This is a genomic window from Frigoribacterium sp. CFBP9029 (assembly GCF_034045305.1).
Lineage (GTDB): Bacteria > Actinomycetota > Actinomycetes > Actinomycetales > Microbacteriaceae > Frigoribacterium.
On sequence record NZ_JAXCWB010000002.1, the window covers coordinates 308,912 to 331,026 of the forward strand.

Genomic DNA, 22,115 nt, shown 5'->3' on the forward strand with positions numbered 1-22,115 from the left:
GTGGCAGGCGTGTCGCGAACGGCATGGTCAGATGGGTCGGATGATGCCGTTGTCGGGCGCCGAGACGTCGTACTCGACCGAGGCGGAGGCGTCTCTCGAAGCCTGATCGGCCATCAGACCGGCGAGGACCTCCGCCTTGCGGTCGGAGTGCTCGTCGCTCCCCCAGACGACCCGCTGACCTGTGGTGAGGGTCAACGTCACATCGTCGGCCGTCGACGCCGTCACCCGGTCCACCGTCGATCGGAGGGCGGCGGGCAGGGCCAGCAGCACCTCCGTCGACGCACGGAAGGCCGTGCCGTCGAGCGGGGCCCCGGCGACGTCGACGAGGGGCACGCCCTCCTGACGCGCGTCGAGGCGCTGCACGACGATGCCCGCCGGGTCGACGAGCTCGAACGCGTCGCCGTCCGCCACCGTCGCGATGGGTTGACGCTCGGTGATGCGGATCACCAGGGTGTGGGGAGGCGCGGTCTCGGTCACGTAGCTGGCGATCAGCGGGAACGCCTCCAGCTCGCGCGTGATTCGGTCGAAGTCGATGCGGGCCAGAGGCGTACCCAGCTGGTCGTCGACGGCCGCCTGCACCGCGGCCGCGTCGACCCGGTCGGTGCCGTCGACCGTGATCGTCTGCAACGAGAGGAGGGGCGAGAAGACGGCGACGCCGACGGATGCTCCGAGCAGTGCGGCCACGACCGCGACCGAGGTCCAGGTCGCCCGACGGTGCCTCGACCGACGGGTGAAGCGGCGGACCTCGAGACGCTCCACGCGCCTCCTCTGCCGGGACGCACGCCGACTCGCCCGCCGGGCGTCGGACGCTCGACGACGCGCCTCGTCGCGCGACGTGTCGCGCGTCGGCAGGCTCACGGGCTCCGACGGCTCGCTCTTCGTCGGCCGCGGTCCATCCGCTGCGCTGTCACCGTCGCCGCCCGACGGTCGACGGTCGGACATCGAGGCCGATGCCGACCCGTCGGCGCCGGATTCCTCCCCGGGGTCGACCGGTCGCGACGAGTCGTCCCGTGAACCGGGGAGGCGCAGCGCACCCAGCCGGGATCGCAGACGACCCGGGGTGGATCCCTCGCCTGGCCCGTCGGATGCAGCCCCCGGGGTCTCGCCTCCGTTCGGCGCGTCGGATCTCGGCGCGGGGCGGGCCGAGGGGTCGAATCCCTCGGGCCGCTTCACGACCGGTCCCTGACGCCGGGGCTGGTCGGTCGAGTCACGCTCCGGTCTTTTCCGACACGGGATCGACGGGCGCGGCGCCCGCGTCGAGCGCGGCGAGCAGCTGCGGCACGATGCGGTACACATCGCCGCAGCCGAGCGTGATGACGAAGTCGCCGTCGCGGGCGACCTCGGCCGTGCGCACGGCGGCGGCCTGCCAGTCGGAGACGAAGTCGACCCGCGAGGGGTCGGCGAAGCGCTCGGAGACCAGGGCGCCCGTGACTCCCGGCTCGGGGTCCTCCCGCGCGCCGTAGACGTCGAGGACGATCGTGTGGTCGGCGAGCGACTCGTAGGTCTCGGCGAACTCTCCGGCCATCATGCGGGTGCGGCTGTAGAGGTGCGGCTGGTGCACGGCGATGAGCCGCCCGTCGCCCACGACGGACCGCGCCGCCTGCAGCGCCGCCGCCACCTCTGTCGGGTGGTGGGCGTAGTCGTCGTAGACGCTGACCCCGGCGACGGTGCCGTGCAGCTCGAAGCGGCGCTCCGTGCCACCGAAGGTCTCGAGTCCGGCGACCGCCGCCTCGGGGTCGACGCCGAGGCCGATCAGCACGGCGAAGGCACCCGCCGCGTTGACGGCGTTGTGCACCCCGGGCACCCTCAGCTGGACGGGGCGCTCGGTGCCGGCGTGATGCAGGGTGAACGACACCGGTCCGACCGTCGCGACGTCGCTCAGACGCACGTCGGCCCCGGCGTCGAGTCCGAAGGTGACGACGTTCGAGTGCTCGAGCGCGGCTCGGACCCGGCGGGCGCCGGGGTCGTCGCTGGAGATGACGACGAGTTCGGAAGCCGCACCGGCGAACTGCACGAAGGCCTCGTCGAACGCCTCATGCGAGCCGTAGTGGTCGAGGTGGTCGGCGTCGACGTTGGTGACGAGCGCGACGGAGGTGTCGTAGAGCAGGAACGAGCCGTCGGACTCGTCGGCCTCGACGACCACGAGCTCCTCCGTGCCGCCCCGAGCACTCACGCCGAGGGACTGGATGACTCCCCCGTTGACGAAGCTGGGGTCGCGGCCGGCCGCCAGGAGCGCGGTCACGATCATCCCGGTGGACGTCGTCTTGCCGTGCGCGCCGGCGACGGAGACCAGGCGCTGACCGCCGATCAGCCAGGCGAGCGCCTGCGAGCGGTGCAGCACGGGGAGCCCCTTGGCGAGGGCGGCCCGATACTCGGGATTGTCCTGCCAGAGCGCCCCGGTCACCACGAGGGTGTCGGCGTCGCCGAGATTGGCGGCGTCGTGGCCGATCGACACGGTGGCGCCGAGATCGCGCAGGGCCTGGACCCCGGGAGTGTCGCGGATGTCCGAGCCGGTCACCTCGTGCCCGGCCGCGAGGAACACCCGGGCGATGCCGCTCATGCCCGATCCGCCGATGCCGACGAAGTGGACGTGACCGAGTTCGGTCGGGATCTGCTGGCTGAGGTCGGGCTTGATCATGAGTTCTCGTCGTTCGTCGCGGGGGTTCTCGCCGGTGCGTCGGCGGTGGATCGGTCTCGAGGTCGCGCCGCGTCGACCACGAGGTCGACGGTGCGGTCGGTGCCGTCGAGGACTCCGACCGTCGACGCCTGCACCGCCATGTCGGCGATCCGCGAACGGTCGAGGAGCAGAGGCACGAGGGTCGAGGCGACCCACTCGGGTGTGAAGTCGGCGTCGACGACCAGCACCGCGCCTCCGGCCTGGACGACGTCGGTCGCGTTGTGGCGCTGCTCGCCGTTGCCGACCGGGTAGGGCACGAGCACGGAGGGCAGACCGAGGGCGGTGAGCTCGCTCACCGTCGCCGAGCCCGAACGGGACACGACGAAGTCGGCGGCGGACAGTGCGAGGTCCATGCGGTCGCAGTAGCGCAGGAGGTGGTGGTCGGGCAGGTCGCTCGGCCCCAGATCCGACTTCGCCCCGGTGATGTGGAGGATCTGCCAGCCGGCGCCGAGCACGGAGGCTGCGGCCGTCGACATGGTCTCGTTGATGCGCTTCGCACCGCTCGACCCCCCGGTGACCAGAAGCGTGGGCTTCGACTCGTCGAGCCCGAACTCCGCCACGGCCTCGGAGCGGCTGGCCCGACGGTCGAGGGTCTCGATCTCGTGGCGCAGCGGCATGCCCACCTGGCGGCCGTGACGGAGCGATGTCGAGCGGAAGACCGTTCCGACGTGCGAGGTCAGGTACGAGCCGAGGACGTTCGCGATGCCCGGCTTCGCATTGGCCTCGTGCACGACGAAGGGGACCTTCGATCGCCACGCCGCCACGTAGGCCGGGGCGGACGCGTACCCGCCGAATCCGACGACGACGTCGACGCGGTGTCGCCTGAGGAGCTCTCGAACACCCTGGACCGCCTGGACCAGCCGAGAAGGGAATCGCAGAGCGGCCGCCGAGGGTCGACGCGGGAACGGCAGACGGGGGACGGTCAGCAGCTCGTAGCCCCGGAGCGGGACGAGCCGCGCCTCGAGGCCCTCGGCCGTTCCGAGCACGAGCACGACGGCATCGGGCTCGCGGAGGCGGATGCGGTCGGCCACGGCCAGGAGCGGGTTCACATGCCCGGCGGTTCCTCCGCCGGCGAGAAGGTACGTCGTCACCGGAGAGACCCTACTCGTTGACGACCGACGGTCGGGCTCGGCTCCGACTCCTCCGGATACCGGGCGAACGAGAGGACGACGCCGATCGCCACCAGGGTGACGATCAGAGCGGACCCGCCCGCCGAGATCAACGGCAGGGGCACCCCGAGCACCGGCAGCAGGCCGAGCACGACGGCGATGTTGATGAGGGCCTGTCCGACGATCCAGGCCGCGATGGCCCCCGTGACGACGCGCACGAACGGGTCGCGCGTCTTGCGGATGATCTTGATGAACGCGATGGCCAGCACGACGAAGAGGGCCAGGACGACGACCGCGCCGATCAGGCCGAGCTCTTCGCCGAGCACGGCGAAGATGAAGTCGTTGTCCGCCTCGGGCAGCCACGACCACTTCGCCTTCGAGTTGCCGAGCCCGACCCCGAAGAGCCCGCCCGAGGCGAGCGCCCAGGTGCCGTGCAGGGACTGCCAGCAGATGCCCTGATAGGCGCTGTCGTCGCTGCAGCCGGCCATCCAGGCCGCGATCCGGTCGTTGCGCGACACCGATCCGAACGCGATCATCGGGACGACCACGGCCAGGAGGGCGATGGGGATGAGCAGGTAGCGCAGCTTGATGCCGGCGAACCAGACGGCCCCGAACACGAGCAGCAGCATGACCATGGTCGTGCCGAGGTCTCCTCCGGCGACGACCAGGCCGACCGCGACGAGCACGACGGGCACCAGCGGGATGGCCAGGTGGCGCCAGTCGTCGAGGAGGTCGCGCTTGACGGCGAGGATCATGCCGAGCCAGATGGCGAGGGCGAGTTTGACGGCCTCGGACGGCTGAGCGGTGAACGAGCCGAGGTCGATCCAGTTGCGGTTGCCGCCGACCTCGATGCCGAGACCGGTGAAGACGAGCAGCTGGAGCACGAGGGTCGCGCCGAGGATCTGCCATGCCCAGCGCTTCCAGAACCAGATGGGGACGCGCGAGACGATCAGCATCAGCGGGATGCCGACCGCGGCGTAGATCCCCTGGCGCACGAACGATCCGAAGAACGAGGTCTGACCGGAGGCGATGTACGACTCCACCGACGACGACGAGAGGACCATGACGAGACCCAGGACGACGAGGAACAGGGTCGTGCCGAGGATCACGAAGAACGAGCCGGTCTCGGCCGCGAACAGACGCTTCACCGCGACGACCGCCGCGGCGGGGCGCCCCGACGGGTCGGTCGAGTCGGTGTCGGCACCCGGATCGGTCGTCGGGCGGGAGCGGCGCCCGGTGAGGTCAGCCAAGCGGCGACGCGGGAGGCTGGACGGTGGATGGGCCATCGGCCGTGCCTCCCGAGTGGTCGTGGACGGCGGAGGAGAATGCCCTGCCGCGCGCGGTGTAGTCGCTGAACTGATCGAACGATGCCGCCGCCGGGGCCAGCAGGACGACATCGCCGGCCTGCGCGGCCTCGGCCGCCAGCCTCACGGCCGTCGGCATCACCTGCTCAGTGTCGGTCGCCTCGACCTCGAAGACGGGCATGTCGGGCGCGTGTCGCGCGAAGGCCTGGACGATGCCCAGCCGGTCGGTGCCGATCACGACCGCGGCACGGACCCGGTCGACGGACTCCTCGACGAGCGGTTCGACGTCGACGCCCTTGAACACGCCGCCGACGATCCACACGACCGACGGGAAGGCAGCAAGGGAGGCGCGCGCCGCATGCGGATTCGTCGCCTTCGAGTCGTCCACCCACGTGACGCCGTCGGCCTCGCCCACGACCTCCATCCGGTGGTGGTCGACCCGGAACCCCGCCAGCGCGGTCTTGATCGACACCGGGTCGACACCCGCGGCCCGGACCAGTGCGGCGGCCGCGAGCACGTCGGCGACGAGGTGATCGGCGCCGAGGCCGACCTCGTCGAGGGCCGTCGTCGTGGTCAGCTCGAGCGCGCTCGTCCGGCGGGCCGCCAGGAACGCACGGTCGACGAGGACTCCCCCGTCGTCGCCGGACACCACGCCGAAGTCGCTCGGACCGGGCGCCGACAGGCCGAAGCCGATCGCACGGCAGCCCTCGGCGACGTCGGCGTCTTCGACCATGCGCCGTGTGGCGTCGTCGCCCTTGTTGTAGACGCAGGCGCGGACGGCGTTCGAGTAGACCTTCGCCTTCGCGTCCCGGTAGGCGTCGGCGCCCCCGTGCCACTCGAGGTGGTCGTCCTCGAGATTCAGGCAGACGGCCGCGAGCGGCCGCAGCGCGCCGGGGCCGTCGAGCGGCAGGCTGTGCAGCTGGTGACTCGAGAGCTCGACGACGAACAGATCGTGACCCTCGGGGTCGCGCACCGCGTCGAGCACCGGCACGCCGATGTTTCCGACCGCAGCGGCCCGCCTGCCGTCGGCGACGGCCATCGCCGTCGCGAGCTGCGTGGTGGTCGTCTTGCCGTTGGTGCCGGTGACCAGGAGCCACTCGGCGACCCACGAGGTCTTGTCGCGGACGCGCCACGCCAGCTCGACGTCGCCCCAGACGGCTGCCCCGCTCTCGTTCGCCCAGCGGACGAGCGGGTGGTGCGGCGCGAATCCCGGCGAGACGACGACGACCTCGGGGGCGAAGGCGACCAGCGCCTCCGGAGCGGTCGACATCTCGGGTTCGATCAGCAGCTCCGCCCCGATCAGGTCGAGGAGCTCGGCGCGATCGTCGTCGACGGCCGGCGCGAGCACCACGACGCGTGCGCCGAGCTCGGTCAGGGTGTCGGCCACCGAGAAGCCGGTGACCCCCAGCCCGAGGACGGCCACCCGGAGACCCGACCAGTCGGCGTGCCAGCTGTCGAGACCGAGGAGGCGCTGGGCGGGTCCGCCGTCGAGAGGTGCGTCGGTCATGAGGTGCGGGAGATCCATTCGAGGTAGAACACGCCGACGCCGGCGGCGACGAAGAGCCCGGCGATGATCCAGAACCGGACGACCACCGTGACCTCGGCCCAGCCCTTCAGCTCGAAGTGGTGATGCAGCGGACTCATCAGGAAGATCCGCTTGCCCTTGGTGAGCTTGAAGTACGCCCGCTGGAGGATGACCGAACCGGTGACGACGATGAACAGGCCGCCGATGAGCACGAGGAGCAGCTCGGTGCGGCTGAGGATCGCCAGGGCGGCGAGGGCGCCGCCGAGACCGAGCGACCCGGTGTCGCCGAGGAAGATCTGCGCCGGGGAGGTGTTCCACCACAGGAAGCCGATCAGACCGCCGCAGATGGCCGCGGCTACCACGGCGAGGTCGAGCGGGTTGGCGACCGTGTAGCAGGCGGATCGCGTCGTCTCGTCGAGGCGCGTGCTGAAGCACGACTGGTTGAACTGCCAGAAGCCGATGAAGATGTACGACGCGATGGCGAGGATGGAGGATCCGGTCGCCAGACCGTCGAGCCCGTCGGCGACGTTCACGCCGTTCGACGTGCTGACGGTGATCAGCACGACCCAGATCAGGAAGAGCCCACCGCCGATGATGCTGCCGAAGAACATGAAGTCGAGCCACGGGATGTCGCGGATCCCCGAGATCTTCGTCGACGCGGGCGTCAGACCGTTCTCGTTCGGGAACGAGAGGGCGAGGATCGCGAACACCGCGCCCACGACGACCTGACCGATGATCTTCGCCCAGCCGCCGAGACCGAGACTGCGCTGGTTGCGCACCTTCAGGAAGTCGTCGAGGAAGCCCACGGCCCCGAGACCCACCATGAGGAACAGCACGAGCAGACCGCTCGAGGTCAGCTCGTCCTGTGCGACGAGATGGCCGACGAAGTAGCCGATCACCGTGCCGAGGATGAGGACGATGCCGCCCATCGTGGCGGTGCCGCGCTTCGTGTGGTGCGACTGCGGACCGTCGTCGCGGATGAACTGGCCCCAGCCGAGACGGTGGAACAGCTTGATGAACAGAGGCGTCATCAGCAGCGTGAAGACGAGGGAGACGGCTCCCGCGATCAGGAGGGCGATCATGCGTCGACCCCCGCGAGACGGTCTCCGAGGAACCTGAGCCCCGCGGACTTGGACGACTTCACGAGCACGACGTCGCCGGTGCGGAGTCCGGGATGGAGGAGGTCGTACGCCTCGTCGATGGTGTCCACGAGCAGTGATTCTCCGTCCCAGGAGCCCTCGAGCCCAGCTGCCATGTGGATGTGCCGCGCGGCCTGACCGACCACGATCAGCTGCGAGATGTTGAGACGCACGACGAGGCGGCCGATGCGGTCGTGCTCGTCACGGGCGAACTCGCCCAGCTCGGCCATCTCGCCGAGGACGGCGATGGATCGGCCGTCGGTGGGCGTGATCTGGGCGAGGGTCTTGAGGGCGGCCGCGACGGAATCGGGACTCGCGTTGTACGCGTCGTTGACGACGGCGACCCCGCCCGGTGCCTCGAAGAGCTCCATGCGCCAGCGCTCGGCTCGGGCCACGCCCTCGAGGACGGTGGCCGCTCGATCGAGATCGACGCCCCACTCGCCCACGACGGTGAGCGCGGCCAGGGCGTTCATCACGTGATGCTCGCCGAGGATGCGCAGAGCGACACGGCGACGCAGGTCGCCGTGCTCGAAGACGAAGGTGGTTCCCCCGGCCGTGACGTCGACGTCGGACGCCCGGTAGTCGGCCGTCGGGCTCTGCCCGAAGGTGACCACGCGTGCCGCCGTGACGGACGCCATGCCGGCCACGCGCTCGTCATCGGCGTTCAGCACGGCGGTGCCCGACTCGGGGAGGTCCGTCACCATCTCGGCCTTGGCGGCACGAGTGCCCTCGATCCCGCCGAAGCCGCCGGCGTGAGCGAGCCCCACCTTGAGCACGACGCCCGTGTCGGGGCGGGCGATGTCGACCAGACGAGCGATCTCACCCGGGCCGGCAGCGCCCATCTCGACCACGAGGTACTCGGTCGAGTCGTCGATGCGCAGCATCGAGATCGGTGCGCCGACGTGGTTGTTGAAGGACCCCTCGGGAGCGACCGTCGGAGCGATGTCCGACAGGATGGCGCGGAGCATGTTCTTCGTGCTCGTCTTGCCGTTCGAGCCGGTGATGCCCACGACCTTGAGCCGGCCGTGACGACGCACGCGCTCGACGACGGCAGCGGCCAGACGCGAGAGCGCCACGACGCCGTCGCCGACGACGACCGTCGGGACATCGGTCTCGACCGGCTGCTCGGCGACGACGAGCGCGGCCCCGTTGGAGACTGCGGCGTCGACGAAGAGGTGACCGTCGGTGACCTCTCCGCGCAGGGCGAAGAAGATCGACCCCGGGGTGACGAGACGCGAGTCCGTCTCGACGGAGCCGTCGAGGACGAGCCCGTCGACGACGGCGCCGCCGAGTGCTCCGCCGGTGATCTCGGCGATCTCGTGAGCGGTCAGCGCGATCATTCGGCCCACCCGGCCTCACGCAGGGCCGCACGGGCCTCATCGCGCGCCGAGTAGGGCGTGCGCTCACCCCGGATGTCGCGGTAGTCCTGGTGACCGGGGCCTGCCCAGAGGATCGAGTCGCCCTCGCCCGCCAGCGCCACGGCGGCACGGATGGCCGCCTCGGGCGGACTCACCTCGTGGATCTCGTGCTCGGGGTAGGCCTCGCGCGCAGCGTCGACGAGCGTGCGTCGGATGGCTGCGGGGTCTTCGAACCGCGGGTGGTGATCGGTGACGACCAGGATGTCGGAACCGGCGGCTGCGACGCGGGCCATCTCGCCGCGCTTGGTGGTGTCGCGGTCGCCGTCCGCGCCGAAGAGCATGACGACCTTGCCGGTGGTGAAGCGCCGGACCGCGGCGAGGGTGGTCAGGAAGGCGTCGGGGCTGTGCCCGAAGTCGACGTACACGCTGGGCCCTCTGTCGCCGGAGACGCGCTCGGTGCGACCGGGCAGGTACGCGACGATGCCGCCCTCCGTCTCGAGCGCCTGGGCGATCGCCCCGAGCTCGAAGCCCGCCTCGACGAGCATGACGATCGCGAGCGCCGCGTTGGCGACCATGTGCCAGCCGATGAGCGGCACCCTCGTCACGAGCGACCGGTTCTCGGGGCCGGTCAGGCGGAACTCGGTGTAGGCCGCCTGCTCGTCGACGATCTCGACCGTCCAGTCCGCCTCGACGTCGGGCAGGACCGTGATCGTCGTCAGCGGGATGCGGGCGTTGTCGACGACGCGCTGACCGTAAGGCGAGTCGAGGGAGATGACGGCGCGCTTCGCCCGATCGGGTTGGAAGAGCGGCAGCTTCGCATGGAAGTACTCCTCCATGTCGGCGTAGTCGTCGAGGTGGTCGTGACTGAGGTTCGTGAATGCGGCCACGTCGAAGACCAGCCCGTCGACGCGATTGCGGCTGAGAGCCTGGGCGCTCACCTCGACGGCGACCGCACGGACCTCGCTCTCGCGCATCCGGGCGAGGAGGGCGTGCATCTCGCTCGCCTCGGGCGTGGTGAGTCGGCTGACGACCGTGAGGTCGCCGATGTGCCTCTCGGCGGTGCTGCTCAGACCGGTGACGAGCCCGAGCTGGCGGAGGATGCCCTCGAGCAGGTACGACGTCGAGGTCTTGCCGTTCGTGCCGGTGACGGCGAACAGCAGGGGTGAGCCCTCGCCGCCCGTGCGGTAGATCCAGGCGGACACGTCGCCGAGGGCGGCGCGCGGCGAGTCGACCAGCACGACGGGCAGGCCCGACTCGCGCGCGATGTCGAGACCGGCCTGGTCGGTGAGCAGAGCCACCGCACCGCCCTCACGGGCCTGGGCGGCGAACTCGGCACCGTGTCGGTGCGCGCCGGGCATGCCGACGTACAGGTCGCCGGGGTGGAGGTCCGCCGTGCTCAGCGTGACGCCCGTGACTTCGATGCCGTCGAGGGAGCCCTCGTGCTCGAGTCCGAACTCGCTGACCAGTTGGGCGAGGGACCTCGCCGACGGATGTTCCGGTCGGAGGACCGGGGGGATCCGGGCGTTCAATGAATCCTCTTCTCTCACCAGGTCTCGGCGATGTCCGGTGCCGGCTCCGTCGACGGAGGGACGCGGTACATCTCGAGGGCCTGGGACATGATCTTGTTGAAGGTCGGCGCCGCGGCGGCCGACGTCTTGATGGTACTGGGCTTCGTGAAGGTCACGACGACGACGAACTGCGGGTCTTCGGCGGGGGCGATGCCGGCGACCGACACGATGCGGTCCGAACCGTAGCCCGTGCCGTCCGACTTCGCCACTTCGGCGGTTCCGGTCTTGGCCGCGACACGGTAGCCGGGGATGGTCAGGACGTCTTTGAGGTCGCCGTCGCTGACGACCTTCTCGAGCATGTTCACCGTCGTATCCGCCGCGTACGACGAGACGACCTGGGTGCCCTCGGCGCTCGGCGTCTGAGACACCGAGCCGTCGGGTGCCGTGCACTTCTGCACCAGGTTCACGGGAAGCCGCTGACCGTGGTTGGCGAGGGTCTGGAAGACGCTCGCCAGGTGCACGGCCGTGGTGGAGACGCCCTGCCCGAACATGGAGTTGATGCTGGTCTGCTGATCCCAGTCGGAGACGTTGCGGACGCCCTGCGTGGGCTCGCCGAGGAACCCCACGCCCGTGGGCTCGTTGAGCCCGAACTTCAGCATGTAGTCGTACCTGGCCTGCGCCGGCAGGTTCTCGCCGAGCAGCGAGATGCCGACGTTCGACGAGTCGCGGAGGATGCCGGTGAGCGTGAGGTTCTCGGTCGGGTGGAACACCGCGTCGTGGATCGAGCCACCCCAGGGGAAGCTGCGCGAGTAGGGCACCGTGGCCGGGCTCGTCGGGGTGGCCGTGCCGGAGTCGAGGAGCATGGCCGCGGTCATCGCCTTGAACGTGGACCCGGGCTCGTAGGAAGCGGTGAACGCCTTCGATCCGAGGTCATCCACATCCGTGCCGTCGACGTCGTTCGGGTCGACGGCCGGGTAGTCGGCCACGGCGAGGAGCGCGGCGGTGTCGGCCTTCATGACGACCGCCGTCGCCGACTCGGCCCCGATGGCCTGCGCCTGCTCGGCGAGCGACTGCTGCGTCATGTACTGGAGATCCTTGTCGATCGACAGCGTGAGCGCACCGCCGGGGACGGCTGCCTTGTCGGTCACGGTGCTGCCGGGCAGCTGGACCCCGTCGGCGCCTCGTTCATAGATCTGGCTTCCGTCCGTGCCGGCCAGGCACTGGTCGGCGCTGAGCTCGAGGCCCGCCTGCGGACCGTCCGTGCCGATGAACCCGGTCAGGTTGCCGGCCACCGATCCGTTGGGATACGTCCGAGCCGACTGGCGCTCGTAGTAGAGGTAGGAGATGCCGCTGTTCTTCAGATCGCGGACGGCGCGGAAGGCGTCGACGTCGACCCCCTTGACGAGGTACGCGAAGTTCGCGGTGGGGTCTTTCGTGATGCTCTCGTACATCGCGTCGGCGTCGCCGCCGGTGATCTCGGCCACCTGGGCCATGACCTGCTCGACGGTGAGCGTCTTCTTCGTCTTCTCGCCGTCCGCGTCCTTCTCCGTGATCGTCCGCGTCTTGGCGAATGCCGGTGCCGCGGTGATGTTGTAACGCGTCACGCTGCCGGCGAGGACCGTGCCGTCGGAGGCCAGGATGTCGCCGCGATCTCCGTAGATGACCTGGCTGATCTCGCGCTTGTTCTGCGACTGGTCGTTCAGCTCGGCCGCCTGGACGAGCTGGATGTCGGCAAGTCGGACGACGAACACCCCGATCAGCGCGATCACGAGGGCCATGGCCAGGGTCGCTCGAAGCCGGCGGCTGCGGGGTGTTGCGTTCACGAAGGATTCCTCACCGCGGCGGGCCGTGCTGCCCCGACCGCTGTCGTCGTCCGGTGGCCCGGACGGGGATACCGCTAACGGGTCTGCGGAGCCGCCAGCTGATTCGGGTCAGACGCTACCGACTGCTCGGGCGATCCCTCGCTCGGCGCGCCCGCCACTGCGGAGTCGGTCGCCGACGCGGCCGACCCCGCGGAGGCGACCGTCGTGTCGGACGCCGAGGTGCCCGAGTCACCCGCGCCTGCGGCCGCGACGGACGGCGCGACCTCGGCCGGTGCGGCCTCGGCCGGTGCCGCCTTCTCGGGAGCGGTCGCCAGGGGGACGCCGTCGAGGAGGGTGTTGGGGATGAGATTGTCGGTGCCATCGGCCTCACCGTCGGCGGGTGACGGCTGACCGTGCACCACCCCGGTGGAGGGATCGAGGTAGACGGGGTTGGAGTTCCGCACCATCCCCAGCTCCTCGGCGTTGTTCGCCAGGTTCTGCGGAGACGACAGCACGTCGAGGCGCTCGGAGTACTTCTGCTGGTCACGCGTGAGCTCGGTCTGCGAGGCTTGGAGCGCCGAGATCTTGTAGGCCCCGTCGCTCAACGCGATGCTGATGGCCAGCTGCGCGAGGAGGAGGACGAAGAGGGCCGCCGTTGCGACGAGTGCGTAGGCGATCTTCGGCCGGGCCCGCCGTTGCGCGCGGCTGGCGACGATCTCGACCGGCCGAGCACGGGGGCCGGGAGCTGCGTCGACGAGGGGCGTCGGGTCGACGAGGGCGAACTGGCTGCTCATGCTGATCTCCGGATTCGTTCGGCTGCGCGGAGGCGCACGGGTTTGGCCCGGGGGTTCCGGTCGATCTCTTCCGCTGAGGCCAGTTCGGCTCCGCGGACGAGGAGTCGGAACTCGGGGCGGTGCTCGGGGAGCTCGACGGGCAGGCCCTGCGGCGCCGTCGAAGTCGTGCGGGCCGCCAGCTCGCGCTTGACGAAGCGGTCTTCGAGGGACTGGTAGGCGAGCACGACCATGCGGCCAGACTCCCCCAGCCGGTCGAGGGCGATGGGTACGGCCGCCTCGAGGGAGGCGAGCTCGCCGTTGACCTCGATCCGGAGGGCCTGGAAGACCCGCTTGGCAGGGTGACCCGCGCGCTGAAGGGCCATCGGCGTGGCGGCGACGAGGAGGTCGACCAGCTCGCCGCTGCGGGTCAGCGGCGAGTCGACGCGACCTTCGACGATGCGACGGGCGTAGCGGGGAGCCAGCTTCTCTTCGCCGTACTGGTAGAAGATGCGTCGGAGCTCGGACTCGGGGTACTCGGCGAGGATCGTCTCGGCCGTGACCTCGGACGTCGGGTCCATCCGCATGTCGAGCGGTGCGTCCTTCGAGTACGAGAAGCCGCGCTCGACCCGGTCGAGCTGCAACGACGACACCCCGAGGTCGAAGAGCACTCCGTCGACCGTGCCGATGCCCAGGCCGTCGAGCGCGTCGCCGATGCCGTCGTAGGTCGTGTGCACGAGCCTGGCGCGGTCGCCGAAGGGCCGCAGACGATCGCCGGCGATCTCGAGGGCCTGCGTGTCGCGGTCGAGGCCGACGACCGTCAGCTCGGGAAATCTCGCGAGCAGGGCCTCGGTGTGACCACCCATGCCGAGCGTGCAGTCGACGGCGACGGCGCCCGGTCGACCGAGCGACGGGGCGAGCAGCTCGAGCGTGCGGTCGAGGAGGACGGGGGTGTGGATCTGTTCTGCCATGGCGATGTCGGCTCGTGTTCTCAGGCCCTGATCCCCATCCGTCCCGACCTGGCACCGGGGAAGGTGCGCCAGGGCGGACGGCTGGGAGTCGGGGCCGAAGACCTAGAAGAGGCCGGGGATCACCTCCTCCGTGGTGTTGGCGAATGCGGCCTCTTGGGCCTCGTAGTAGGTGTTCCAGGCGTCGGTGGCCCAGATCTCGGCGCGGTTGCCGGCGCCGATGACGGTGAGCTCGCGCCCGAGACCGGCGTAGTCGCGCAGCTGAGCCGGGATGGTGACCCGGTTCTGCTTGTCGGGGATCTCGTCGCTGGCACCCGACAGGAACAGGCGCATGTAGTCGCGCCCCTCTTTGCTCGTGATGGGCGCCTGTCGGATCCGCGAGTGCATGTCCTCGAACTCGCGCTGCGAGAAGACGTACACGCAGCGCTCCTGACCGCGGGTCATGACGAGGCCGGAGGCCAGCTCGTCACGGAACTTCGCGGGAAGGATGATCCGGCCTTTCTCGTCGAGCTTGGGCGAGTAGGTGCCGAGGAACATGCGCCTCGCCCCCTCCCGCATCGCACCCGGTGGCGCCATGTACCTCCACTTTACTCCACAACCCACCACTCGACAACGAAAAGCCCCGTTCTGGGCACAGAAAAACCCCCTCGATCGCCGCTGTTCAGCGGATCGAGGGGGTGGAGGAAGAGGGAGCAGCAGGACTGCAGGAGGAGCGGGTCGACGAGCTGGAGCACGTCCCATCGCCGAAACGGCCGGTCTCAGAGCCCCGTGCACGCCGAAGGGGCCGGCCCGGAGGCCGACCCCTGAGATCGGTGGAGCGCTGTGGAGGAAGTCGGTTACCGACCACCGTCGCCGTCGTTGCGGCGATCCCAGCGCTCGTTGAGGCGGTCCATCATGCTGGCCGACGACCTGCCGGATGCGGTCGTCCGAGTGCTCGACGACCGGGACGAGCTCGGCGGCGGCGGGACGGACGCGCCCTTGCGCTTCGGCGGGGCGATGGCGAAGAGCGCACCGGCCACGACGAGGACGAACCCGAGGACGCCGACGAGCGGCTGGCGCAGGATGACCCCGGCGACGATGACGGCGATGCCGAGCAGACCGCCCAGCACGCCGACGACGACCATCGTGTAGTTCGGTCGACCGCGGCCACTGCCGACGGCCGCCACGAAATCGGAGTCGTTGCTGTAGAGGCTGCGCTCCATCTCGTCGAGGAGCCGCTGCTCCTGTTCGGAAAGTGGCATCTTGGTGTTCCCTTCGAGCACAGGCCCTACGACCTCGGGATCGACGCGTATGAGTAGCTGGCAGTGTATGCCTGAGTGCTGTCGCTAGGCTAGGCAGCGTGGCTGAGAGTACGCGGTTAGTGGACGTCGTTCAAGAGCGGATAGACCAGTTCCTCGAGCGGCAGCGGCCGGTGCTCCGCGCCATCGCTCCGGACCTCGATCCGTTCGCGGTCTTCTCCAACGATCTGCTGCGCGGCGGCAAGCGGTTCCGGGCGCTCTTCTGCTACTGGGGCTGGCAGTCCGTCGCCGGTCTCGACACGGGGTTCGACCCCATGGGCACGCCGCCCGACGCACGCTCCCTCGACGCCGTGATGGGCGCCTCCACGGGGCTCGAGTTCTTCCACGCCGCGGCGCTCGTCCACGACGACATCATGGACAACTCCGACACCCGGAGGGGCATGCCGTCCGCGCACCGCCGATTCGAGCGACTGCACCGCGAGGGCTCCTGGCTCGGCGATCCCACCCCGTTCGGCACCTCCGGGGCTCTCCTGATGGGCGATCTGCTCCTGGCCTGGAGCGACGAGCTCATGTCCGAGGCGTTCGACGGGCTCGCCTCCCGCGACGCCGCTCGGGCGGCCAGGGCCGAGTTCAACCGCATGCGCACCGAGGTCACGGTCGGGCAGTACCTCGACATCCTCGAGGAGAACGCCTGGCGCACGGTCGACGACATCGACCTCCTCCCCCGGGCGCAGCGGGTGATCGTCTACAAATCGGCCAAGTACAGCGTCGAGGCGCCGCTCACCATCGGCGCGGCGATGGCCGGAGGCTCCCCCGAGGCCCTCGAGTCGCTCCGTCACTTCGGCCTGCCGCTCGGAATCGCCTACCAGCTGAGAGACGACCTCCTCGGCGTCTTCGGCGACCCCGAGGTCACGGGCAAGCCCGCCGGCGACGACCTCAGAGAGGGCAAGCGCACCGTGCTGGTGGCCATGGCCCGGCGCTCTCTGCCCGCCGGCGCCGTCCGTCTGCTCGACGAGCTCCTCGGCGACCCCGAACTCGACGACGACCAGATCTCGATGCTGCAGGCGACCCTGCGCGACTCCGGCGCGGTCGACGCCGTCGAGCAGTCGATCAGCGACCAGGTCGAGCGAGCCACGCACGCCCTCGACCGCTCGGGGCTCGCGCCGTCGGCGCGCGCTCAGCTCACGCGCCTCGCCGACACGGTCACACGCCGGACGTCGTAGCGCACCGCGGGGGCGGCGACTCCGCAGTCGGCATCGTCGGCGGAGCGACCAGCGGCTGCGTCAGAGGAGACCCTGTGCGACGCGTCGGACCTCGGCCTTGCGACCGGCCCGGAGGGCCTCGATGGGACTGGTGGCAAGCGACTCCTCCGTCGACATCAACCAGTCGAGGGTCTCCTCATCGCTGAACCCGTTGTCGTGCAGCACGGTGATCGTGCCCCGGAGATCGCTTCGCGGCTGCCCGTCCACATCGAGGAAGACCGACGGGGTCCGCAGCGCGCCAGCCACCTTGGCACCCACGAGGGCGTGGTCGTCGAAGAGGCGACGGACCCGACTGACGCTCATGCCCGTCTTCTCGACGAGGTCGGGCACCGCCAACCACTCGGTGTCGGAGAACCAGGACTGCGCAGAGAGATCGATCACCGGTCAACCTTGCCATGCCCGGCGGCGACGTGCCTCCTCGCCAATGACACCGACCTCAAAAGTCACTGCAGTCACAGCAGTCACAGCAGTCACAGCAGTCAACGGAGTCACAGCAGTCACGGTGATTGACTTGACACACCACCTGTGTCAACTTGATATCTTCGAGACACGCCGTCCGAATCAGGCCGACGGCGCGCTCGCCCCCCCGAGACTCGAGGATCACCGCATGAACGACAGCCCGACGACGAGCGCCTTCGGCCGCATCGACACAGCCGGTGACGACCAGCGTGCGACCGGCAAGATCGCTCGCTCCATGCTCAACACCGTGCCGATCATGCTGGTCGGCTCCATGGCACTGGGCCTCGGTCTCACAGGACCGATCTCTTCGCTCGACGACTCGGGCGACAAGGTGAAGAAGCCCCAGGCCGCTCCCAAGCCGGTGCTCCCCGCCATCGAGACGGCCGGGGCGACCGTCGTGGAGGAGGCCGTGGTCGAGCTCGCGTCGACCCGCGCCTCGGTCATCGCCCCCTCCTCGTACACGGTGAAGAAGGGCGACACGGTCGCGACGATCGCCGGGTCGTTCGGACTCAGCACCGCTTCCGTCCTGGCCCTCAACGGCCTCAGCTGGAAGTCGACGATCTTCCCCGGGCAGAAACTGAGCCTGACGACCGCGGGGTCCGGTGCTCAGCCGACCCGCGCCTCCTCGGGAGCCGCCCGCAGCTACACGATCAAGCGGGGCGACACGCTCAGCTCGATCGCGGGGGCGCACGGCGTCGGCACCTCGGCTCTCCTCGCGGCCAACGGCCTCGGCTGGTCGAGCATCATCTACCCCGGTCAGAAGCTCACCGTCCCGGGCGGCTCGACGCCGAGCACCGCCGCACCGCAGAAGCCCGCGACACCTGCGCTCTCCACGTCGTCGGCGACCGGGTCGAAGTACACGATCAAGTCGGGCGACACGATCGGTCGCATCGCGTCGGCGACGGGCACGAGCGTCTCGGCGCTGCTGTCGGCGAACGGCCTGCGCATCACCAGCACCATCTACGCGGGCAAGACCCTCACGATCCCCGGTCGCGGCGCGACCTCGGCCCCCACCACCACGCCCGCCGCCACATCCGCCACTCCGAGGCCCGCCGGCACGTCCCTGAGCGCCGAGCAGGAGCGCAACGCCCGGGCGATCATCTCCGTCGGGCGTCAGATCGGCGCGAACGACCGCGCCATCGTGATCGCCCTCGCCGCCGCCGCACAGGAGTCGAGCCTCCGCAACATCGACCACGGCGACCGCGACTCGGTCGGGCTCTTCCAGCAGCGTCCGAGCACCGGGTGGGGCACCCGGGCGCAGCTGCTCGACCCGACGCACGCCACGAAGCTGTTCTTCGGCGGCGCGACCAACCCCAACAAGGGCTTCACCCGGGGCCTGCTCGACATCAAGGGATGGTCGTCCATGTCGCTGACGAGCGCGGCGCAGGCCGTCCAGATCTCGGGTCACCCGACCGCGTACGCCAAGTGGGAGTCGTCGGCCGCCTCCTGGCTGGCCGCTCTGGGCTAGGCCGCACGATCTCCCCGCCGGGCGACTTCGGCTCCGGCCGGTGATTCGGAGCGACCGGCGGCCCGTAGCACCGTAAAATCGGCGCCGTGAGCGTGAACCAGACTGACCCGATGATCGGCCGGCTCATCGACGATCGGTACCAGGTCCGTTCACGGATCGCGCGTGGCGGGATGGCCACCGTCTACCTCGCGACCGACCTCCGACTCGAGCGCCGCGTCGCGATCAAGATCATGCACGGCCACCTCGCCGACGACGCCTCGTTCAAGGAGCGCTTCATCCAGGAGGCGCGCTCGGCGGCACGCCTGGCGCACCCGAACGTCGTCAACGTCTTCGACCAGGGCCAGGACGACGACTCCGCCTACCTGGTGATGGAGTACCTGCCGGGCATCACCCTCCGGGAGCTGCTGCAGGACCACAAGGTCCTCACCCCCGAGCAGGCGATGGACATCATGGAAGCCGTGCTGGCAGGTCTCGCGGCCGCGCACCGCGCGGGCATCGTGCACCGCGACCTCAAGCCCGAGAACGTCCTGCTCGCCGACGACGGCCGCATCAAGATCGGCGACTTCGGGCTGGCCCGGGCGGCGACGGCCAACACGGCGACCGGGGCCGCCCTGCTCGGCACCATCGCCTATCTCTCGCCCGAACTCGTGACCCGGGGCATCGCCGACACGCGCAGCGACATCTACGCCCTCGGCATCATGCTCTACGAGATGCTGACGGGCGAGCAGCCGTACAAGGGCGACCAGCCCATGCAGATCGCCTACCAGCACGCCAACGACACCGTTCCGGCTCCCGGCATCGTGAACCCGTCGGTGCCCGTCGAACTGGACGAGCTCGTGCTCTGGGCCACGGCTCGCGACCCCGAGCACCGTCCCCGCGACGCGCGGGCGCTGCTCGACCAGCTGCTCGACGTCCAGCGCGCGCTGGCCGACCCCTCCGGTCCCCCGCCGAACCGCACGATGGTCCTCCCCTCCGCCGCGGCGACGGCGGTGCTGCCGGGCTTCTCGGCGGCGGGCGCGACGGGCGACACCGAGGTCGTGCCCAGAGCCCGCCACCGGACCGGACCGGTCGGCCCCGCCACCGAAGACGGCAACGCCGACCGCCTGCAGGCTCTCGCCGCCCGTCGACACCGGCGCGGGGCGATCTGGCTCGTCGTCGTGGTGGTGCTCGCGCTGCTCGCCGGCGGCGCGGGTTGGTACTTCGGCTCCGGCCCCGGCGCTCAGGCCCAGGTTCCCGATGTCTCGGGGAAGGACCCGGCGGCCGCCGCCGCGCAGCTCATCGACGAGGGCTTCACGGTGGCCCCCGACAACCGCAGCGACTTCTCCCCCGTGGTGCCGGCCGGCCAGGTCACCGCCACGGACCCGCAGGCGAGCACCGCCCTGCAGAAGGGGTCGACGGTGACCCTCGTGGTGTCGCAGGGCCCCCGGCAGATCGCGATCCCGGAGGTGCTCGGCGCCACCCTCGACGCGGCCCGGGCGGCTCTGTCCGACTTCTCCGTCGAGGAGCCCGTCCGCCAGTTCGACGCCAAAGACGAGGGGACAGTGATCGGCATCGCCGGCGTCGGCGGGGACGGGAACGCGGTCGGCCTGTCGGCTGGAGCCGAGTACGGCGAACAGCAGCCGATCACGCTGACCGTGTCGCTCGGCCCCGTGCCCGATGTCGTCGGCCAGACCCTGGAAGACGCCCAGTCCGAGCTGACCGGGGCCGGTCTCGTCGGCACGCAGTCGGGCAGCGAGTACAGCGGCGAGATGGAGGCCGGGTCGGTCATCCGCGCTCAGCCGACGGAGCAGGGTCCGGTCACACCCGGTGACACCATCGACCTGATCGTCTCGGACGGCCCGGCTCCGGTCACCGTCCCCGACGTCACCGGTCAGACCATCGACGACGCCACCGCGCAGCTCGAGGCCCTCGGCCTCTTCGCCGACTTCGACGACTGCCTCAACTTCACCTGCGCCTTCTACGACTGGAAGGCCTCGCTGCCCGTCACCGCCACCGACCCGGCACCCGGGAGCGTCGTGGCCGCAGGGTCGACGATCAGGCTCAGCTACCGGGTCGAGTGAGACTCCTCGGCGGCGCGACCCGCGCCTCCTGAATCGACGACGGGCCCCTGCCGGGAATCGACAGGGGCCCGAGGCGACGAGGAGGTGCGGGTCAGTTCGCCGCGAGCTCCTCCGCCACGAGGAACGCCAGCTCGAGCGACTGCATGTGGTTGAGGCGCGGGTCGCAGAGCGACTCGTACCGCGTCGCCAAGGTGGCCTCGTCGATGTGCTCGGAGCCGCCGAGGCACTCCGTCACGTCGTCGCCGGTCAGCTCGATGTGGATGCCGCCCGGGTGCGTGCCCGCGGCGCGGTGCGCCTCGAAGAAGCCCTTGACCTCGTCCATGATCTCGTCGAAGCGACGGGTCTTGTAGCCCGTCGGCGTGGTGAGACCGTTGCCGTGCATCGGGTCGCTGACCCAGAGCGGAGTCGCATCGGCCCGCGTAATCGCCTCGAGCAGCGGCGGCAGGGCGTCGCGGATCCTCTTCGCCCCCATGCGGGTGATGAAGGTCAGACGACCGGGCTCGCGCTCGGGGTCGAGCTTGTCGATCAGGCGCATCATGTCGTCGGGCGTCGTGCTCGGCCCGAGCTTGACCCCGATCGGGTTGCGGACGCGCGACAGGAAGTCGACGTGGGCGCCGTCGAGGTCGCGGGTGCGCTCGCCGATCCAGACGAAGTGCGACGACAGGAGGTACGGGTCGCCCGTGCGGGAGTCGATCCGTGTCATGGGGCGCTCGTAGTCCATCAGCAGCCCCTCGTGGCTGGTGTAGAACTCGACGCGCTTGAGCTCGTCGAAGTCGGCCCCGGCGGCCTCCATGAACCGGATGGCCTTGTCGATCTCCTTCGCCAGGTGCTCGTACGCGGCGTTCGCGGGATTGGCCGCGAAGCCCCGGTTCCAGCTGTGGACCTGACGGAGATCGGCGAAGCCGCCCTGGGTGAAGGCTCGGATGAGGTTTATCGTCGATGCCGAGGTGTGGTACCCCTTGACCAGTCGAGCCGGATCGGCCCGACGCGACTCGGGGGTGAAGTCGTAGCCGTTGACGATGTCGCCGCGGTAGGCCGGGAGGGTCACGCCGTCGCGCGTCTCGTCGTCGCTGGAGCGGGGCTTCGCGAACTGACCGGCCATCCGGCCCATCTTGATGACGGGCATCGAGGCGCCGTAGGTGAGGACGACCGCCATCTGGAGGATGGTCTTCACCCGGTCGCGGATCTGGTCGGCGGTGGCCCCTGCGAAGGTCTCGGCGCAGTCGCCCCCCTGGAGGAGGAACGCCTCGCCGCGAGCCGCCGAAGCGAGCCTGGACCGGAGGGTGTCGACCTCGCCCGCGAAGACGAGCGGCGGCAGGGTGGCGATCTCGGCGGAGGCCGCCTCGACCGCCGCGGCGTCGGGCCACGACGGCTGCTGCTTGATGGGAAGGGTGCGCCAATAGTCGAGACCCTCGACGACGTCGGTGTCGGACGTGGCGAACGGTTCTCTGGGCTGGGTCACGGTCTT

General features: G+C 70.2%; 18 protein-coding genes. 3 read left to right on the top strand and 15 right to left on the bottom strand.

Features of this window, described 5'->3' with window-relative positions; translation table 11 throughout:
* Nucleotides 1-27: 27 nt before the first annotated feature.
* The 13 genes from SOM11_RS03990 to SOM11_RS04050 form a co-directional block, all read right to left on the bottom strand.
* Nucleotides 28-759, bottom strand: a complete 732-nt coding sequence (locus SOM11_RS03990) for an FtsQ-type POTRA domain-containing protein (RefSeq protein ID WP_243213979.1) — start codon at nt 757-759, stop codon at nt 28-30.
* Between the two features lie 448 nt (nt 760-1,207).
* Nucleotides 1,208-2,638: a UDP-N-acetylmuramate--L-alanine ligase gene (gene murC / locus SOM11_RS03995; protein WP_192060444.1), complete on the bottom strand. Its 1,431-nt coding sequence runs from the start codon at nt 2,636-2,638 to the stop codon at nt 1,208-1,210.
* The gene (locus tag SOM11_RS04000; RefSeq protein ID WP_320477236.1) at nt 2,635-3,768 is read right to left on the bottom strand and encodes a UDP-N-acetylglucosamine--N-acetylmuramyl-(pentapeptide) pyrophosphoryl-undecaprenol N-acetylglucosamine transferase; all 1,134 of its coding nucleotides are present in this window, start codon (nt 3,766-3,768) and stop codon (nt 2,635-2,637) included. Before SOM11_RS04000 ends, murC begins: the two co-directional genes overlap by 4 nt.
* A complete protein-coding gene (ftsW, locus tag SOM11_RS04005) occupies nt 3,765-5,036 on the bottom strand; it encodes a putative lipid II flippase FtsW (RefSeq protein ID WP_243213977.1) in 1,272 nt (423 codons plus the stop codon). Before ftsW ends, SOM11_RS04000 begins: the two co-directional genes overlap by 4 nt.
* Nucleotides 5,029-6,597, bottom strand: coding sequence for a UDP-N-acetylmuramoyl-L-alanine--D-glutamate ligase (gene murD / locus SOM11_RS04010; protein WP_320477237.1), 1,569 nt, complete (start codon nt 6,595-6,597; stop codon nt 5,029-5,031). Before murD ends, ftsW begins: the two co-directional genes overlap by 8 nt.
* The gene (gene mraY, locus SOM11_RS04015; RefSeq protein ID WP_192060448.1) at nt 6,594-7,697 is read right to left on the bottom strand and encodes a phospho-N-acetylmuramoyl-pentapeptide-transferase; all 1,104 of its coding nucleotides are present in this window, start codon (nt 7,695-7,697) and stop codon (nt 6,594-6,596) included. The genes murD and mraY overlap by 4 nt, the downstream gene beginning before the upstream one ends.
* Nucleotides 7,694-9,094 (bottom strand): UDP-N-acetylmuramoyl-tripeptide--D-alanyl-D-alanine ligase, encoded by a 1,401-nt coding sequence (locus SOM11_RS04020; RefSeq protein ID WP_192060449.1) that lies wholly within the window; start codon nt 9,092-9,094, stop codon nt 7,694-7,696. The genes mraY and SOM11_RS04020 overlap by 4 nt, the downstream gene beginning before the upstream one ends.
* The gene (locus tag SOM11_RS04025) at nt 9,091-10,641 is read right to left on the bottom strand and encodes a Mur ligase family protein (protein WP_192060450.1); all 1,551 of its coding nucleotides are present in this window, start codon (nt 10,639-10,641) and stop codon (nt 9,091-9,093) included. Before SOM11_RS04025 ends, SOM11_RS04020 begins: the two co-directional genes overlap by 4 nt.
* A 14-nt stretch (nt 10,642-10,655) precedes the next feature.
* Nucleotides 10,656-12,443 carry a peptidoglycan D,D-transpeptidase FtsI family protein gene (locus tag SOM11_RS04030; protein WP_243213974.1) on the bottom strand — a complete coding sequence of 596 codons (1,788 nt, stop codon included), beginning with the start codon at nt 12,441-12,443 and terminating at the stop codon, nt 10,656-10,658.
* A gap of 74 nt (nt 12,444-12,517) precedes the next feature.
* Nucleotides 12,518-13,216, bottom strand: coding sequence for a hypothetical protein (locus SOM11_RS04035; RefSeq protein WP_320477238.1), 699 nt, complete (start codon nt 13,214-13,216; stop codon nt 12,518-12,520).
* The gene (rsmH, locus tag SOM11_RS04040; protein WP_320477239.1) at nt 13,213-14,163 is read right to left on the bottom strand and encodes a 16S rRNA (cytosine(1402)-N(4))-methyltransferase RsmH; all 951 of its coding nucleotides are present in this window, start codon (nt 14,161-14,163) and stop codon (nt 13,213-13,215) included. Before rsmH ends, SOM11_RS04035 begins: the two co-directional genes overlap by 4 nt.
* A 102-nt stretch (nt 14,164-14,265) precedes the next feature.
* Nucleotides 14,266-14,697, bottom strand: coding sequence for a division/cell wall cluster transcriptional repressor MraZ (mraZ, locus tag SOM11_RS04045; protein ID WP_192060453.1), 432 nt, complete (start codon nt 14,695-14,697; stop codon nt 14,266-14,268).
* 299 nt (nt 14,698-14,996) lie between these two features.
* Nucleotides 14,997-15,401 (bottom strand): DUF3040 domain-containing protein, encoded by a 405-nt coding sequence (locus SOM11_RS04050; RefSeq protein WP_192060454.1) that lies wholly within the window; start codon nt 15,399-15,401, stop codon nt 14,997-14,999.
* A gap of 98 nt (nt 15,402-15,499) precedes the next feature.
* Here SOM11_RS04050 and SOM11_RS04055 point away from each other — a divergent pair, with 98 nt between their 5' ends.
* A complete protein-coding gene (locus SOM11_RS04055) occupies nt 15,500-16,621 on the top strand; it encodes a polyprenyl synthetase family protein (protein WP_243213972.1) in 1,122 nt (373 codons plus the stop codon).
* Nucleotides 16,622-16,681: 60 nt separating this feature from the next.
* Here SOM11_RS04055 and SOM11_RS04060 read toward each other — a convergent pair whose 3' ends face one another.
* Nucleotides 16,682-17,041, bottom strand: coding sequence for an Rv2175c family DNA-binding protein (locus SOM11_RS04060; protein ID WP_341850017.1), 360 nt, complete (start codon nt 17,039-17,041; stop codon nt 16,682-16,684).
* Nucleotides 17,042-17,267: 226 nt separating this feature from the next.
* Here SOM11_RS04060 and SOM11_RS04065 point away from each other — a divergent pair, with 226 nt between their 5' ends.
* Both SOM11_RS04065 and pknB read left to right on the top strand, forming a co-directional pair.
* A complete protein-coding gene (locus tag SOM11_RS04065; protein WP_320477240.1) occupies nt 17,268-18,587 on the top strand; it encodes a LysM peptidoglycan-binding domain-containing protein in 1,320 nt (439 codons plus the stop codon).
* Between the two features lie 86 nt (nt 18,588-18,673).
* Nucleotides 18,674-20,647: a Stk1 family PASTA domain-containing Ser/Thr kinase gene (gene pknB, locus SOM11_RS04070; RefSeq protein ID WP_320477241.1), complete on the top strand. Its 1,974-nt coding sequence runs from the start codon at nt 18,674-18,676 to the stop codon at nt 20,645-20,647.
* 91 nt (nt 20,648-20,738) lie between these two features.
* Here the strand turns inward: pknB and SOM11_RS04075 are convergent, their stop codons facing one another.
* Nucleotides 20,739-22,109 carry a class II 3-deoxy-7-phosphoheptulonate synthase gene (locus SOM11_RS04075; protein WP_320477242.1) on the bottom strand — a complete coding sequence of 457 codons (1,371 nt, stop codon included), beginning with the start codon at nt 22,107-22,109 and terminating at the stop codon, nt 20,739-20,741.
* Between the last annotated feature and the right edge of the window lie 6 nt (nt 22,110-22,115).

What these genes read in the sequence shown, in the direction of transcription:
- mraZ (WP_192060453.1), bottom strand. Translation starts at nt 14,697, where the DNA reads ATGTTCCTCGGCACCTACTCGCCCAAGCTCGACGAGAAAGGCCGGATC.
- mraY (WP_192060448.1), bottom strand. Translation starts at nt 7,697, where the DNA reads ATGATCGCCCTCCTGATCGCGGGAGCCGTCTCCCTCGTCTTCACGCTG.
- rsmH (WP_320477239.1), bottom strand. Translation starts at nt 14,163, where the DNA reads ATGGCAGAACAGATCCACACCCCCGTCCTCCTCGACCGCACGCTCGAG.
- SOM11_RS04035 (WP_320477238.1), bottom strand. Translation starts at nt 13,216, where the DNA reads ATGAGCAGCCAGTTCGCCCTCGTCGACCCGACGCCCCTCGTCGACGCA.
- murC (WP_192060444.1), bottom strand. Translation starts at nt 2,638, where the DNA reads ATGATCAAGCCCGACCTCAGCCAGCAGATCCCGACCGAACTCGGTCAC.
- SOM11_RS04065 (WP_320477240.1), top strand. Translation starts at nt 17,268, where the DNA reads ATGAACGACAGCCCGACGACGAGCGCCTTCGGCCGCATCGACACAGCC.
- murD (WP_320477237.1), bottom strand. Translation starts at nt 6,597, where the DNA reads ATGACCGACGCACCTCTCGACGGCGGACCCGCCCAGCGCCTCCTCGGT.
- SOM11_RS04020 (WP_192060449.1), bottom strand. Translation starts at nt 9,094, where the DNA reads ATGATCGCGCTGACCGCTCACGAGATCGCCGAGATCACCGGCGGAGCA.
- SOM11_RS04050 (WP_192060454.1), bottom strand. Translation starts at nt 15,401, where the DNA reads ATGCCACTTTCCGAACAGGAGCAGCGGCTCCTCGACGAGATGGAGCGC.